Origin of the sequence: Mycobacterium sp. 4858 (assembly GCF_900240975.1) — a bacterium.
Classification (GTDB): domain Bacteria; phylum Actinomycetota; class Actinomycetes; order Mycobacteriales; family Mycobacteriaceae; genus Mycobacterium.
Genome location: NZ_LT968776.1, coordinates 2,180,039 through 2,195,567 on the forward strand (window position 1 = coordinate 2,180,039; position 15,529 = coordinate 2,195,567).

At 68.8% G+C, this 15,529-nt stretch carries 11 protein-coding genes; 8 read left to right on the forward strand and 3 right to left on the reverse strand.

Going from position 1 to position 15,529, the window contains the following annotated elements; genetic code table 11:
- Positions 1–15: 15 nt before the first annotated feature.
- From C1737_RS18755 to C1737_RS18780, 6 genes are all read left to right on the forward strand, one after another.
- Positions 16–450 (forward strand): ATP-binding protein, encoded by a 435-nt coding sequence (locus C1737_RS18755; protein ID WP_102419175.1) that lies wholly within the window; start codon positions 16–18, stop codon positions 448–450.
- Positions 451–534: 84 nt separating this feature from the next.
- Positions 535–1,155, forward strand: a complete 621-nt coding sequence (locus C1737_RS18760) for a TetR/AcrR family transcriptional regulator (RefSeq protein ID WP_102419176.1) — start codon at positions 535–537, stop codon at positions 1,153–1,155.
- A gap of 96 nt (positions 1,156–1,251) precedes the next feature.
- The gene (locus C1737_RS18765; RefSeq protein WP_102419177.1) at positions 1,252–2,388 is read left to right on the forward strand and encodes a phosphotransferase; all 1,137 of its coding nucleotides are present in this window, start codon (positions 1,252–1,254) and stop codon (positions 2,386–2,388) included.
- Positions 2,389–2,505: 117 nt separating this feature from the next.
- Positions 2,506–4,278: an amidohydrolase family protein gene (locus C1737_RS18770; RefSeq protein ID WP_102419178.1), complete on the forward strand. Its 1,773-nt coding sequence runs from the start codon at positions 2,506–2,508 to the stop codon at positions 4,276–4,278.
- Positions 4,279–4,287: 9 nt separating this feature from the next.
- The gene (locus C1737_RS18775) at positions 4,288–5,667 is read left to right on the forward strand and encodes an SRPBCC family protein (protein ID WP_102419179.1); all 1,380 of its coding nucleotides are present in this window, start codon (positions 4,288–4,290) and stop codon (positions 5,665–5,667) included.
- Positions 5,668–5,888: 221 nt separating this feature from the next.
- Positions 5,889–6,077 carry a hypothetical protein gene (locus tag C1737_RS18780; RefSeq protein WP_231980352.1) on the forward strand — a complete coding sequence of 63 codons (189 nt, stop codon included), beginning with the start codon at positions 5,889–5,891 and terminating at the stop codon, positions 6,075–6,077.
- A gap of 15 nt (positions 6,078–6,092) precedes the next feature.
- On the opposite strand, the gene C1737_RS18785 is transcribed toward C1737_RS18780, so the two are convergent.
- Together C1737_RS18785 and C1737_RS18790 are read right to left on the reverse strand one after the other, a co-directional pair.
- Positions 6,093–6,773 (reverse strand): response regulator, encoded by a 681-nt coding sequence (locus C1737_RS18785; protein WP_369807537.1) that lies wholly within the window; start codon positions 6,771–6,773, stop codon positions 6,093–6,095.
- Positions 6,755–7,972: a sensor histidine kinase gene (locus C1737_RS18790; protein ID WP_102420020.1), complete on the reverse strand. Its 1,218-nt coding sequence runs from the start codon at positions 7,970–7,972 to the stop codon at positions 6,755–6,757. Before C1737_RS18790 ends, C1737_RS18785 begins: the two co-directional genes overlap by 19 nt.
- 134 nt (positions 7,973–8,106) lie before the next feature.
- Here C1737_RS18790 and C1737_RS18795 point away from each other — a divergent pair, with 134 nt between their 5' ends.
- Both C1737_RS18795 and C1737_RS18800 read left to right on the forward strand, forming a co-directional pair.
- Complete coding sequence (locus C1737_RS18795) at positions 8,107–8,487, forward strand: hypothetical protein (RefSeq protein ID WP_102419181.1); 381 nt, start codon at positions 8,107–8,109, stop codon at positions 8,485–8,487.
- A gap of 10 nt (positions 8,488–8,497) precedes the next feature.
- Positions 8,498–11,341, forward strand: a complete 2,844-nt coding sequence (locus C1737_RS18800) for an RND family transporter (RefSeq protein ID WP_369807538.1) — start codon at positions 8,498–8,500, stop codon at positions 11,339–11,341.
- On the opposite strand, the gene eccCa is transcribed toward C1737_RS18800, so the two are convergent.
- Complete coding sequence (gene eccCa / locus C1737_RS18805; protein WP_067924842.1) at positions 11,322–15,527, reverse strand: type VII secretion protein EccCa; 4,206 nt, start codon at positions 15,525–15,527, stop codon at positions 11,322–11,324. The genes C1737_RS18800 and eccCa overlap by 20 nt on opposite strands.
- Positions 15,528–15,529: the final 2 nt, after the last annotated feature.

Genomic DNA, 15,529 nt, shown 5'->3' on the forward strand with positions numbered 1-15,529 from the left:
CGTCAGCCGTACAACGTGTCGAACCTCGATGACCGGTCCCGCTTCGTGCGGCATCGTGTCGCCGCCGATGCGCGCGGCGCTGCCCGGGTCCGAGCCGACTTCGGGGTCTGGCTGAAGACACATTTCGCCCTCGGTGGCGACCGGTTCAGCGACGTCGTGCTGGCCGTGAACGAAGCGATCGCCAACGCCGCGGAATTCGCCTATTGCGACGCCACGCAGCGCGGGACGCTGGACGTCAGCGCGTCCTACGACCACCAGTCCGACACCCTGGCCGTCACGGTCGACGATCGCGGCCGTTGGCGCCAGAAGGTGCCCGCACAGCGCCATCAGCAGCTCCGCGGGCGCGGTATCCCGCTGATGCGGGCACTCGCCGACGAAGTGGCGATCGACCGCACGCCGCGCGGAACCCGCGTCGCGATGACGTGGACCGGCCTCACGCAGCGGTCGTAGGCGGCGACTGCCACCCGTCGGCGATCCGCTTGATTCGCAACCGATTTCGTCATTTCGCGCCATCGATCCCGTAACATCTGCGCCGTGGAGCCGAGCCGTCGGTGGGGTGACGACCGCGCGATCCTCGACGACGAGGAGGCGCGCCGGCGCATCCTGGACGCCGCGGGCCGCTGCATCGTGCAACGCGGGAACACCCAGTTCCGGATGGGCGAGGTGGCCGACGAGGCGGGGGTGTCGCGGTCCACGGTGTACCGCTACTTCCCGGGCCGCGACGACGTGCTGCTGGGCCTGATCCTGGCGCGGGTCGACCGCGCGCTCGGTGAGCTGGTGCGCTCGCTGCCCGCCCCGGACGATCCGGTGCGCTCGGTGCCCGAGATGGTGCTGGCCCGCGTCGAGTCGGTGAACGGCGATCCGCTGAACGAGGCGCTGTTCGCCGCCGAGAGCACCGCCGTGGCGACGGCCCTCGAAAAGGGTTCGGAACCCATTGTCGACACGCTGTTGCGGCACTATCAGCCCCTGCTGGGGCGGTGGAAGTCGGCGGGCCGTCTGCACGCCGACCTCGATCCGAGGTCGGTGGTCCAGTGGCTGCATGCGACGACGTTGTTCCTCCTGGCGCCGTCCTGGCGATACCGCACGGCCGCGGACAAACGCGAGTTCGTGGACCAGTTCGTGGTGCGGGCCCTCGTGCCGGGAATCAGACAATAAAGGAGTATTGTCTGATGTCGGCGTTCTTCTGACTCCCCGACGCCCAGGCGGCTCGCCGCCCCGGTGGCACATCCCGAACCCAGGAATCGAGCGGACATGAATAGTCCCGTGTCGCAGGTCTTTTCGGCCGCCGGCCTGGCCGCTCACCTGGGCCGCGGCGTGCGCCGGGTGGCCACCGACGCGGTGATCGGCGGCCGGTTGGGGCTGCCCCGCCGGGTGCGGGACATCGACGCGGCGGTGCTGTCCCGGGTGATGGGCACCACCGTCAGATCGGTCCGCGTCCTGGGCAGCGACGCCGGCACGTCGGCGCGGGCGCGGCTGGTGTTGACCGGAAAGGACGTCCCCAGCTCGGTGTTCGTCAAGCTCGCGGCGACGACCGCGGCCACCCGGTTGATGGGCGAGTTGGGCCGGCTCGGACACACGGAGGTCCGGTTCTACAACCAGCTCGCCCCGCAAATCATCGGCGTCCCCTATGCCTACGGTGCGGCGTTCGATCCCTGGACGGGCCGCTACCTGTTGGTGCTCGAAGACCTCCCCGCCGAGTCGTGCGAGTTCCCCGACACCTTGCACCCGCTGTCCCTGGAGCAGGCCGGTCTCATCGTCGAGCTGCTGGCCGACCTGCACGCCACCTTCTGGGACCGACTGCCCCGCGGCGGGCGCGGCCCGCTGGGCTGGCTGTATACCCCCTCCGGCGACGTCACCTCCCTGCTGACCGGCTCGCTGATGCACGCCTCGGTCAGGCGCCTCGCCGAACGCACCGAAATCCCTTTGGAGAACGGCCGATTCATCGCCGACAACTACCGTGCGGTCGCCGCCCTCATCGACACTCCCCCGCACACCGTCATGCACGGCGACGCCCACCCGGGCAACATGTACTTCCACGGCGGCAAGGCGGGTCTGCTGGACTGGCAGGCGGTGCGGCGCGGACACCCGGCCCGGGAACTGGCCTACACCCTGATCACCAGCCTCACGCCCGAAGATCGCCGGGCGAACCAGCGGGAACTGCTCGACGATTACCGCCGCGCGCTCGCCGCGGCGGGCGGACCCGAACTCGACCGCGACGACCTGTGGCTGCGGTTCCGCCAGGCCGCGCTGTACGCCTACGTCGCTCCGCTGATCACCGCGGGAATGGGCGGCATGCAAGTCGAGGACATCGCCATGGAAGGGCTGCGCCGCGGCGTTGCGGCACTCGACGACCTGGAAACGGTCGCCGCCCTGAAGAGTTCGCTCTGAGGCCACCAAGTTTGCGCCGAACCTGTTGCATGGCCGCCGTAAGGGTTACGCTACTTCCCGTAGCGTAATGCTGGCGCGTCCGGTGCGTCTTCGGCCCATGGCGGCAAGGAGAGTCTCGTGTTCGACCTGAAGATCATTGGCGGCACCGTCGTCGACGGCACCGGCGCACAGCGCTATCGCGCCGACATCGGCATCAAGGACGGCAAGATCGTCGACGTGGTCCGCCGCGGGGACGGCGACCCTGACACCGGGGGCCTGCAGACGGCGCAGGCCGCCGAAACCATCGATGCCGCAGGGCGTGTGGTGGCCCCCGGCTTCGTCGACATCCACACCCACTACGACGGTCAGGTGAGCTGGGACAGCCTGCTCGAACCCTCGAGCGGTCACGGGGTCACCACCGTGGTCACCGGCAACTGCGGCGTCGGGTTCGCCCCGGTTCGTCCCGGAACGGAGCAGTGGCTGATCGAGTTGATGGAGGGTGTCGAGGACATTCCCGGCACCGCTCTTACCGAGGGCATCACCTGGGGCTGGGAGAGTTATCCCGAGTACCTCGACGCCATCGGCGAGCACAAGTTCGCGATCGACGTGGGCAGCCAGGTCGCCCACGGAGCCGTCCGCGCCTACGCGATGGGCGACCGCGGCGCCCGCAATGAGCCGGCCACCCCCGACGACATCGCCGCGATGGGCCGGCTGGTACGCGAGGCGATCGAGGCGGGCGCGCTGGGTTTCTCGACGTCGCGCACGATGGGCCACCGCGCGATGGACGGTGAACCCGTACCCGGCACCTTCGCCGCCGAGGAAGAGTTGTTCGGCCTCGGCCGCGCGATGGCGGCCGGCGGGCAGGCCGTGTTCGAGCTCGCCCCGCAGGGCGCCGCGGGCGAGGACATCGTCGCCCCCAAGAAGGAATTGGAGTGGATGCGACGACTGGGCGCCGAGATCGACCGGCCGGTGTCGTTCGCTCTGATCCAGGTCGACGCCGACCCGAAGCTGTGGCGCGAGATGCTGGACCTCTCGGCGGACGCGCACGCGGCGGGCGCTCGGCTATACCCCCAGATCGCCGCGCGCCCGTTCGGCATGATGATCGGGTTCCAGGGCCATCACGGTTTCAGCCACCGGCCCACCTACCGCCGGCTCAAGGCCGAACTCGGCCGGGAGGAACTCGCGCAGCGCCTGGCCGACCCCGCGGTGAAGGCCGCGATCCTGTCCGAGGAGGACCTGCCCGCCGACCCCACCCTGTTGTTCGACGGCATGTTCGCCCTGGTCCAGCACTCGCTGCACCGCCTGTACGCGCTCGGCGATCCGCCCGACTACGAGCCCACCCCGGACCGCACCGTCGCGGCCATCGCCCAGGCCCGCGGCGAGGACCCGCTGTCCACCCTCTACGACCTCATGCTGGAGTCCGACGCCACCTCCATGCTGATGCTGCCGCTGTTCAACTACGCCGACGGCAACTGCGACGCGATCCGGGAGATGCTGCTGCACCCCGCCGGCGTGCTCGGGCTTTCCGACGGCGGCGCCCACTGCGGAATGATCTGCGACGCCTCCTATCCCACCTTCCTGCTGACGCACTGGGCGCGCGACCGGCGCCGCGGCGAGAAGCTTTCGCTGGAGTACGTCATCCGCAAGCAGTCCCGCGACACCGCACACCTTTTCGGTCTCACCGACCGCGGCACCATCGAGCCGGGCAAGAAGGCCGACCTCAACGTCATCGACCTGGACGCCCTGACGCTGCATCCCGCCGCAATGGCCTTCGACCTGCCCGCCGGCGGGAACCGGATCCTGCAGGGAGCCAGCGGCTATGCGGCCACCATCGTCAGCGGGACGGTCACCCGGCGCGACGACGTCGACACCGGGGCCCGCCCCGGGCGTCTGGTGCGCGGGGCACGTTAAGGCTCCGGGATGAACGCGCCCGCCGGCAACCCGACCCGCAGCCGCGACGAGGACGCGATCGGCACCCCGCCGGAGACCCCCGCGCTGGTGCCGGCGGAGCGGTATTACTCGCCGGCATTCGCCGCGCTCGAGGTCGAGCGGATGTGGCCGAAGGTGTGGCAACTCGCGTGCATGGTCGACCACGTCGCCGCGCCGGGTGACTACTTCGAGTACCGGTGCGGACCGTACGGCGTGCTGATCGTCCGCGGCGACGACGGGGTGCTGCGCGCCTTCCAGAACGCCTGCCGCCACCGCGGCAACTCGGTGTGTGTGGGCTCGGGCTCGGGGCTGCGGGAACTCAAGTGCGGCTATCACGGGTGGACGTGGGACCTGGCCGGCGCGCTCAAGCGAGTGCCCGACCGAAAGGGGTTCGGGGCGCTCAAGCTGTCCGACTTCCCGCTCGTGGCGGCCCGGGTGGACACGTGGGAGGGGCTCGTCTTCGTCAATCTCGATCGCGACGCGGCGCCGCTGCTCGCCTACCTGGAGGCGGTGCCCGACGATATCGCCTGGTGCCGGCTGAGCGACTTCCGCTGCTACGCCACGCTGACCGTCGAGGTCGACGCGAATTGGAAGACGATCGCCGACGGCTTCAGCGAGACCTACCACATCCAGACGCTGCACCCGGAACTGCTGCGTTGTGTCGATGACATCCATGCGCCCCAACAGATCTGGGGGCATACCGGCAAATCCGACCAACCCTACGGTGTGCAGAGCCCACGCTTTGGCGGGGCGCTGAGCGACGAAGAGGTTTGGGACGCCTACGTTTACACGCAGGGCGCTCTCATGGGCGCCGGCGAAGGCACCCCCTTCCCCGCGGACGAGCGACGGGACGGCCAGACGGTCCAGGATCTGATCGCCGCGCACACCCGGGCGTTCGCCGCCTCGCGCGGGGTGGACCTGGACTGGGCCGACACCGACCGCATCATCCGCCTGCACCAGTACAACGTCTTCCCGAACATGACGCTGCTGGCCAACGCCGACCACCTCACCGTCATGTGTTCGCGGCCCCGGCGCGATCCCGCCGCCACCCCCGATCAAGGCGAGCTGGTGATGTTCCTCATGACGCGGATGCCGCCGGGCGCCGCGCGCGCCAAGCCGACCGATGTGCGAATGAGCGCCGGTGAGGCCGAGCCGGGCGTGGTGCTCACCCAGGACATCCAGATACTCCCCGGCTTGCAGCGCGGCATGCATCAGCCGGGTTTCACCCACTTGGTGCTGTCCAGCGAGGAGCGGCGGGTGATCAACATGCACCGCAACCTCGAGCGCTACCTCGACCTGCCCCCGTCCGAACACGTGCGCGGCGGCGCCGCCCCACCGCCGCCGACAGAATTCGTGTTAGACACGCCGTGATCGGTCCGATGCGATTTAGAATCCGTTTCGTGATGACCCCGTCAAACCCGTGGGGGGAAGACCGAGGGCGACTCGCGCATCAGCTACAGATGCGATATCAACCACTCGCGCGAAGACGCGCGCGGCGAATGTGCCAGAGCTTCGAGCGGGTCGGCGTCCGCACGGAGCCAGACCGGCTGCAGCAGATGCTGTCGGGGGCGCCCCTCGCGCCTCATGAAGCGATGGACGTCAAATTCGCGTTGATCGCGCTGCGGATCGACCGGGAGACGCGCGCCGCCCGGTACAAGCGGCTGAAGCGACAAGGAACCCGCTCGCTGATGTTCGCCGGCCTGGTCCTGGTGGTGTTGAACTTCCTGATGTGCATGGCGTACTTCTTGCTCAATCTCGCCGAGCAGGGCACGTCTCTGTGATCCGCTGAGACTCCGTCAGCGCGGGACGACGATGCCGTTGTCGTAGGCGTAGACGATTGCCGCCGCGCGGTCCCGCAGGTCGAGCTTTCCGAAGATCCGGCCGATGTGGCTCTTGACGGTGACGCCGGAAATGCAGAGCTCGGCGGCGATCTCGGCGTTGGAGAAACCCCGGCCCATCAACGTCAGCACATCGAGCTCGCGGGTCGTCAACTCGGCGATCGCGGTGCCGCGGGGCCCGGGCGCGGCTTTGCGATAGGTGGTCAACACCCGCGCGGTGACGGCCGGGTCGAGGTAGCTGTCGCCCCGGGCGACCGCCCGCACGGCGCGGATCAGTTCCTCGGCGGAGGAGTCCTTGAGCACGAAGCCGGCCGCCCCGGCGCGCAGCGCCTCGGACAGCAACTCGTCCTCGTTGAATGTGGTCAACGCCAACACTGGCGGTGTCCCCCCGAGCCTGCGCGTCGCCTCGATGCCGTCGACCCGCCGCATGCGCAGATCCATCACGACGACGTCGGGCCGGTGCTCGGCCACCGCGGCGGGCACCTCGTCACCGTCGGAGCATTCCGCGACGATGACGAACCCGTCCTTGCGACGCAGGATCCGGCGCAGCCCCGACCGCACCAGGTCCTGGTCGTCGACGAGGAGGACGGTGATCTCGTGCGGCTCCGGGATATGTGGGATCACGCCTTGCACCACCACGGCCGCCAACCCACCTCGCCCTCGTGCAACGGTATGTCGGCGCGCACCGACCATCCCTCGGGCGTCGGGCCGGCGTCGATGGCCCCGCCCAGCAGTTCGACGCGCTGGCGCATCCCGCGCAACCCGCGGCCCTCAGCAGACAGCGGGGCGGCGATCGCCACCGGCAATCGATTCTCGACCGTGAGGCTGGCCGAGACCGCCGAGACCTTCAGCGCCACCGCCGATTTTGAGTCGGGCGCGTGTTTGGCGACATTGGCCAGCGATTCCTGAGTGATGCGATACAGCGCCAAGCCGACGGCCGCCGACACGCGGTCGGTGGGTCCCTCGGCGCGCAGCGTGAGGTTCAGCCCGGCGCGCTGGAACTCCGCGACGAGCCCGGCGACGTCGTCGATACCGGGTTCGGGCGTCGTCTGCGCTGCTTTCGTCGGGGAGCCGTCCAGCAGCCCGACGGTCCGCCGGATGTCGGCCATCGCCTGCCGGCCCAGACGTTCGGCCTGTTCCAGCGCGTCGACCGCGTCATCGACGTCACGGTCCTGCTGCAGCCCTCGACGCGCGCCGGTCACGTGCAGCAGGGTGATGCTCAGCGAGTGGGCGATGACGTCGTGCACCTCCCGGGCGATGCGCCGCCGCTCGTCGGCCGCCGCGTGCTCGGCCAACAACTTCTGAGCCTCGATCTGTTCGGCCAGCAACAGCCGTTGCGTGCGCATCACGTAACCGAGGAGCCACCCCGCGCCGACGAAAGCCAGGTACAGCCCCACCGCGTCCAGCCGGTGCAGTGCGGACGCGGCGAGCAGCAGCGCGGCCACCGACGCGGCGGACAACAGGCCGAACGCGATGGAGCTCAACGTCGCGATGGACAACACCAGCAGCACCAGCAGCGCCGGGGCGAAATCGGCGTGAATGGGTGTCGACGTGCCGAACAGCATCATGGCGGTGGCCGTCATCCAGGTCGCCCACATCAGCCCCGGGCTGAGCTTCGTGTTCAGAAAGAAGAACACCAGCGTCGGCGCGATGGACACCGCGAACGCGGCCAACCCGACGGGCAGATCCGCGAAGGGGCGCTGCAGGATCGCGATCACCGCGCCACCGACATGGCTCACATCGACGGCGATGAACGACGCCCAGGTCAGACCGACGGGGATCAGCTCGCCCCGGCGGCGCAGCTGTTCGCGCACATATCTCGTTGCAGCACGCAACATCATCCAATCGTAGAAGGGCGCGCCACCAGCGCACATCATGCCGTGGGTGGCAATCGCCTCCTACCGTGGTAGGGGATAAAGACTGCACCTCGGCACGACGCGCACCACCCGGTCGTCTCCCTAGCGTTCCAGTCATGACATGGACACTGCTGCACGACCGGATGGCCTTCATGGCCGAAGTGATCAAAGCGGCCGAGACCGATCCCGAGGCGGCGCTTGCGTCGGTCGCCGGCTCACCTGAGGTGCCCAGGCTGTTCGGTGACGAGGAGGGCCTGCTGCTGTCGCTGGGACAGCGCTGGATCACCATGCTGGTGGCCAAGCTGGACCAGGCCGCACACGAGGGCGTGGCGGCCGAGCAGGTGCGGGCAGATCTCGAGGCCGCTGAGCCCGGCCTGCACGCCCTGGTGCGGATCGGCTCGCGGCAATCACTGCGGCTGCGTTCCCTGTCTCGGGGCGAGCACGTCGCCGTGGGCCTCTTCGGCGGCCCGTCCGGCGATCGGCAGACCGTTGCATGACGGACGGGGAATGCTGAAGCGGCTCACCGGCCGCTACGCGGTGCTGGTCGTCGGCCTGTGGGTTCTGGCGGCCGCGGCCGCCAATGTGGTTGTCCCGCAACTGGAGCGGGTCGTCGACTCGCACGCCCGATCGTTCATGCCCACCGACGCACCCAGCGCAGTCGCCGCGTCGCGGGCCGCCGAGTTGTTCGGTCAGACCCCGAGCAACAACTTCGTCTACGTTGTGCTGGAACGCAATCAGACGCTGACGACGGGCGACCGCCGGTTCTACGACGCGATGACGACGGCCCTGACTTCCGACCGGCGTCACGTGTACGCGGTGACCGACCTGTGGTCGCAGCCCACCACGGCCGCCGGCGCGCAGAGTCGGGACGGACGGGCCGTCAGCGTCATGGTGCGGCTGGCCGGCATGCTCGGCACGGCCCAGGCGCGCGATTCGGTCAACGCGGTCCGCGCCACCGTGCGGAACCTCTCACCGCCGGCGGGGCTGGCAGTCCATGTCACCGGGCCCGGTGCGACGATCGTCGACGAATTCTCCGCGATCGATCGACAGATGCTCGGCATCACCGCCGCCACCATCGGCCTCATCCTGCTTCTCCTGCTGGTCGTATACCGATCGCCGATCGCGGCCGCGATCCCGCTGATCTCCGTCGGTCTGGCACTAGCACTGGCCCGCGCCGTCGTCGCCGCCCTCGGGCAGGCGAATGTGGTTGAGGTGTCGCTATTTTCGGTCGCACTCATGGCGGCCATGACGCTCGGCGCCGGCACCGACTACGCGATCTTCCTGGTCGGCCGCTACCACGAGGGCCGCCGCCACGGCGTCCCGCCGCCCCAGGCACTGGCGGAGGCCTACCGTTCCATCGCGCCCGTCGTGATCGGGTCGGCACTGACCGTGTCGGTGGCGCTGGCCTGCCTGGTGTTCGCCCAGGTGGGTTCGTTCCGCAGCGCCGGGCTGCCCTGTGCCATCGGCATTCTGGCGACCATGCTCGCCGCGCTGACCCTGACGCCGGCCCTGATGAGCCTGGCCATACGCCGAGGCTATCTCGAACCGCGCCCGTCGACCACGGGTCGGCGCTGGCGCCGCGTCGGGACGGCCGTCGCCCGGTGGCCGGGTCCGATCCTGGTCACGGCGGGCGCGTTGACGCTGCTGGCCGCGCTACCGCTTGCGAGCATGCGGATCGGCTTCGACGAACCCGCCGCCACGCCGTCGGCCACCGACTCCAATCGCGGATACGTCGCCGCCGACCGCCATTTCGCGGCCAACGCGCTGCTGCCCGACGTCATCGCGATCCAAGCCGACCACGACCTGCGCACCCCGGCCGGCCTGATCGCCATCGAGCGAATCACCCGCCACATCATGGCCGTGCCGGGCGTCCGTGCGGTGCAGTCCGCCAGCCGCCCCGACGGCACGGTGCCCGAACAGGCCACCCTGAGCTATCAGGCCGGGGTGCTCGGCCGCCAGTTCGGGGACACCATGGACTCGCTTTCCCAGCGCCTCAGGCGAGTCTCCGAACTCGACGACGCGCTGGCGCAGACCCAGCGTGCGGTGGAGGGCCTCGGCAACGGATTGCGTGGCGGCGGTGCGGGACTGGCCGAGGTCTCCGGCGCGGCGCAGGACATGCGCGCCGGCATGGACGGGTTGCAGCACAACGTCACGACGGTCTCGGGTTACCTTGACCCGCTGCGCGACATCGTCGGGCGAACCCCCGACTGCGCCGCCAACCCGATCTGCTCGACGGTGGACCGCGTGCTCCAGCCGGTCGACGGCCTGGTGCAGACCTCGAGCCGCCTCAGGGCCGGCGCCGCGGAACTGACCAGCGGCTCGAGCACGGCCGCCGCCGCGATGTCCGGGCTTCCGCAGAGCGTCGCGTCGATGAAAGACGCGCTGGCACAAGCGCGTTCGGCCACCCACGATCTGCTTGGCCTGACCGACACGCTCGGGCCCCAGATGCGGCAGTTGACCGACTACCTGGACGAGATCGCGACACAGTTCCGGGGCAGTGCGGCGGCCGATTTCTACCTGCCCCAACGGGCGCTGACCGATCCACGCTACGCCGCCGCGCTGGGCCACCTGATCTCCGAGAACGGCCATGCCGCGTACCTGTTGGTGTACGGCGACGGATCGGAGTGGGGTACTGACGGGGCCAAGCGGGCAGATCAGGTGCGGGCCGCCATCAAGGAGGCCACCAAGGAAGGCACCCTGACCCCCACCGAGGTCGACCTCGCCGGCGTCGGCCCAGTGACCGCCGACCTGCAGCGCTTCGTCGCCGGGGACGTCAAGCTGCTCGTGGGCGCCGCGTTGGTCCTCATCTTTTTGATCGTCACTGCGATGCTGCGCAGCCCGGTCGCCGGCCTGGTCGTCGTCGGGACCGTCGTCACCTCTTACGCATCGGCGGTCGGCGCCAGCGTGCTGATCTGGCAGCACCTGCTGCACCACGATCTGCACTGGGCCGTCGCACCGATCGCGTTCATCGCGCTGATCGCCGTCGGGGCGGACTACAACCTGCTGCTGGCGTTACGCATCAAACAGGAAGCGTCAGCGGGCCTGCGGACCGGCATCATTCGCGCCTTCGGCGGCACGGGCGGTGTGGTCACTGTCGCCGGCATCGTCTTCGGCCTGACCATGCTGGCGTTGCTCAGCAGCAGTGTGCTCAGCATCGCGCAGATCGGCACCACCATCGCGGTGGGGCTGTTGTTGGATACCCTGGTGGTGCGGGCGTTCATCGTGCCGTCCATCGTGGCGCTGCTGGGCCGTTGGTTCTGGTGGCCCCGCACGCTCCTCCGCCGGGCGGGCGCCTCCGTGGAACCCGTTGTGGCGCCGCCTGTTCCGGCCGCTACTGCTGCGGGACGGTGACAGTCGACGGCAGCCCGACCAGCACCCCTTCCACGTCGCCGTCGGCGCTGACCATCAGACCGCGTCCGGGCGGCAACGCTTGAGCGCGCACCGCGCGGTTGATCCGGTTCTGTGGGTCGTTGTCCATGTAGAGTTGTGCGACCTTCGCCGAGTTCTGGAACCTCATCCACGGATCCATCTGCAGCGTCGCCCAGTTCGCACTGTTGCGGGTGGTGAACACGTGCAGGCCGATCTGCCGGGCGCGTTCCATCAGCTTCCACAACGCCGCGCCCACCGGGGGTTTGGGCGGGTAGCTCTGATCGGGGCGCAGGTCTTGGACGTCGTCGATGAGCACGAAATGCCGCGCGCCCTCCCAGGGTTTGAGCGCACGCAGCTCCTCCTGGCTCAAGCCCTTGGGAGGCAGCCGGGGCAGCAAGATCTGCTGCGCGAGTTGGGTTATCACCTCGTCGATCTCGTCCTGGTCATAGGCGTACGCGCGTACATAGCCGGGCCCGCTCAGGTCGCGCAGCCCATGCGGCGCGGTCTTGGGGTCGATGAGCGTCAGCTGTGCATCCTCGGGGCTGAATCGGCTCATGATCGCCTCGCCGATGGACACCAGCGACAGCGTCTTGCCGCAGCCCTGCCGGCCCAGGATCATCAGCCCCGGGCTCTCCCGGAGCTTGAGCGGAACCGGGCCCAGTTCGTGTCGCTCACCGATGGCGAAGGCGATCGACAGGTCATCGCCACTGGGATGCGCTGCCTCGTATTCGAGGATCGCCCGCAGCTCCACCCGCTGCGGAAGCCGCTGCAACGTCGCGTGTTTGGTCACGCCCGCCACGTCGGCGATCCGCCCGCCGACGTCGACGATGCTGACCAGCGCCCCGGTCGCGGGTTCGGTCAGGGCAGGGATGCCGACCCGCAGCTCGTGCAGGCTATCCGTCAGACCGAAGCCCGGCCGGTTCAGCGTCCGCCGCGCGGCGTCACGCGACTCGAGCGACGAGTGTCCCATCTGGCTTTCGCTCGGGTCGGCCAGGCGCAATTGGATTCGCGCCGTGGCGTTTTGCAACAGGCTCTGCCGCTGCCCGTGAATCCAGCCGCCGGCGCTGCACATCACGTGAACCCCGTACTCGGGACCACGGCTGCTCAACGAGATGATGCGATCCCCCAAGACGGTGTCTTTCGAGTACACGTCGTCGTAGTCGTCCACCACCACGAACACGTCGCCGAAGGGGTCGTTGGCGTCGGTACCGCCCAGCCCGTCGCTGCCCGGCGCGAACCGGCGCTCCCGGAAACCGTCGAGGTCGATCTTCAAGCGCCGGAACGAATTCTCGCGCGCGTCGATCAACGCGTCCATGCTGCTCAGGATGCGCTCGATGCCCTCGGCGTCCTTCGGTGACACGATGTCGGTGACGTGCGGCAGCGACGCCGCCTGCGCCAGCGTGGCACCGCCGATGCAGAAGAACGTCACGCGCGCCGGGCTGTACATCGCTGCCGCCGAGCACATCAGCGTCATCAGCGTGGTCGTCTTGCCCCGCTGCTTGGCGCCCACCACGATCACGTTGCTGCGCAGCGCGTCGACCGCGTGCACGACCTGCTTGGACTCCTCGGGGATGTCCATCACGCCCACCGGAAACATCAGGCCCGCGTTCTGGCCGTAGTCCACATGCCAGGGCTTGCCGCGGTAGGCCGACACCAGCACGTCGACGGGCTGGGGGTCTTCCAGCGGCTCGAGCCAGGGCCGTCGCGGCGACCGGTGCGGGACATGCTGCAACGACTCGCGCAGCACGTCGACGATCTTCTTTCGCTTGAAACCGTCGTCGTGGTAGAGGAATTCGTCCGGTTCGGTGTCGACGGCGGCTGCGGCTTCAAGCGCCGCGGCGTCGGCCGTGTCGAGCGGCTGGTATTGCCAGTTGTAGAGGCGCGGCTTGGTCAAGGTCATGTCGACGGTGGTCGCGACCTCCTTGCCCTTCGGGACCACGAAGGGAGCCGAGAGGTAGAAGCAGCGGAACGGTTCGAGGTCACGCGGCCCCACCTTCAGCAGCGCGAAGCCGTTCTCTTTCGACGGCAGGTGATAGGCGGCGTCCGAACCGATCACCTCGCGGCTGTCGTCACCGGACTCGGCGCGCAGCGCGATCCGGAACGCGATGTTGGACTTGACCTTCTGCAATGATGACAGGTCCAGCCGCTGACCACCTAGCATGAAGAAGACGTTGGCGCCGCGGCCTTCCTGGCCGATGTGGATGATCAGGTTGATCCACTTCTCGTGGTTGGCAAAGAGTTCCAGGTACTCGTCGACAATGACGAGCAGGACGGGCACCGGCGGGAGATCCCGTCCGGCCAGCCGGATCTCTTCGTAGTCGTTGGCGTCGCGCGCGCCCACCGACGTGAACAGCTCATAGCGCTGCTTGATCTCGCCGTCGATGACCCTGCGCATCCGCTCCGCCAGATGGCGCTCGTCCTTGCCCAGGTTCGACAGCGCCGCCACGACGTGCGGGATGCCCATGATGTCCTGTGCCGCCGATTCGAACTTCATGTCGACGAAGATGACGTTGAACGTCTCCGGCGAGTGCGTCAGCGCGATGCCGTAGACCAGCGACAGGAAGAACTCCGACTTTCCCGAACCACTGGTGCCGATGACCACGGAGTGAAACCCGAAGCCGCCGAAGTCTTTCGCGCGGATGATGATGTTCTGCAGCTCGCCGGTGGGTTTCGCGCCGACCGGGATCTCGCACCACCGCTCGTCGCCGCGGCCGCGCCGCTCGGCCCATAACCGGTCGACGTCCAGCTCGCGGGGATCGACGATGCCAAGTCCGCGCAACAGTTCGGCGGCGCCGCCGGTCGAGTCGGCGATCTCGCTGCGGCTGGTCGGTGACCACCGCGCCATCGCCCGGGCGTAGCGGTAGGCGCGGTGAATCGACAGCTGGTCGGCATGGGCGAAGAACTTGCCGCGCACCCGTAACAGCGGCGCCGGGCGCCCGTCTTCACCGTCGGCGTCTGAGCCGTTCCGGCCCAATTTGACGTTGCCGTTGACCGGTGTGCTGTGCCGGTCGCCCATCTCGAACACCTGGTCCTGGGCGAACCCCACGCCGGTGCCGACGCGAGAGGCCAGGCGCAGCAGGGTAATTCCCGCCTTGCCGACCTGCCCGACCACGCTCTCCCACGCGTCGGGGCTGCCGGTGTTGTCGTCGACGATCACCAGGTGCGGTCCCAGATCGACGGCATCGCCGCCGGTCTCGAGCGCCGAACCCATCGCGGTCGGGCTGGCCGCCGCCAGCGGTGTCCACGCCCCGCGCTTGCCCTTCATGTGCAGCTCGGCGCCGAGGGTCTCCTCCAACTCTTCCGGGGTGGCGAAGACCAGGCGTCGCCAGCCGCAGGCGTCGAACAGCTCGTCGTGCAGGTTGTGCGGCAACCACACCATCCACGACCACACCTCGGGATTGCGGGTGACGACCATCAGTTTCACGTCGCGCGGGTTGTGAAACACCGCCAGCGAGCACAACACCGACCGCATCAGCGAGCGCAGCCGGTCCAGGTCTTCGCCGACGAAGCTGAAGCCCGGCGCCGACCGCAGGTTGACCACCTTGGCGATGTCGCGAATCTTGCGCTGCTCCAAAATGAAATCGCGCAGCGCCTGCCCAGTGACGGGTTCGAGTTCCTCGTCGGAGGCGATGTCGGGCCACGTCACGGACAAGACGGAGTCCGGGGCGTGTTGCACGCCGGTCCCCAACCGCACCTCCAAGAAATCCGCATCGCCGCGGCCGCGCTCCCACATCCGCGGGCCGCCGATGATCGCGCCCAGACCGTGTGGATCGGAGTGCACCGCGTGCTGCCATTCGCGCTGTGCGCACACCGCGCTCTGGATCTCGTCGCGGTTGGAGTCCAGGTCGCGCAGGTAGCGGCGGCGGCCCTTTTCCATTTCGCCCCAGGTGATCTTGCGAGCCCGCCCGAAGCGTCCGGAGAACGCCAGCATGCTGAACGCGCCGATGCCCATCAAGGGGAAGAACCCGGTCGACAGGCTGCGCACCCCGGACACGTAGAGCATGACGATGGTGCCGATCAGCGCGACGATCAATGCCGGCACCCCGATCATCACCCAGATATTGCGGGGCTCGCGCTCCGGCAGGGCGATCGGCGCACTCGGCGCTACCCGAACGGGTTTCGGCGGTTCGATTCTGACCCGGTTGATGGGAAACGCTTTCTTGGACATCC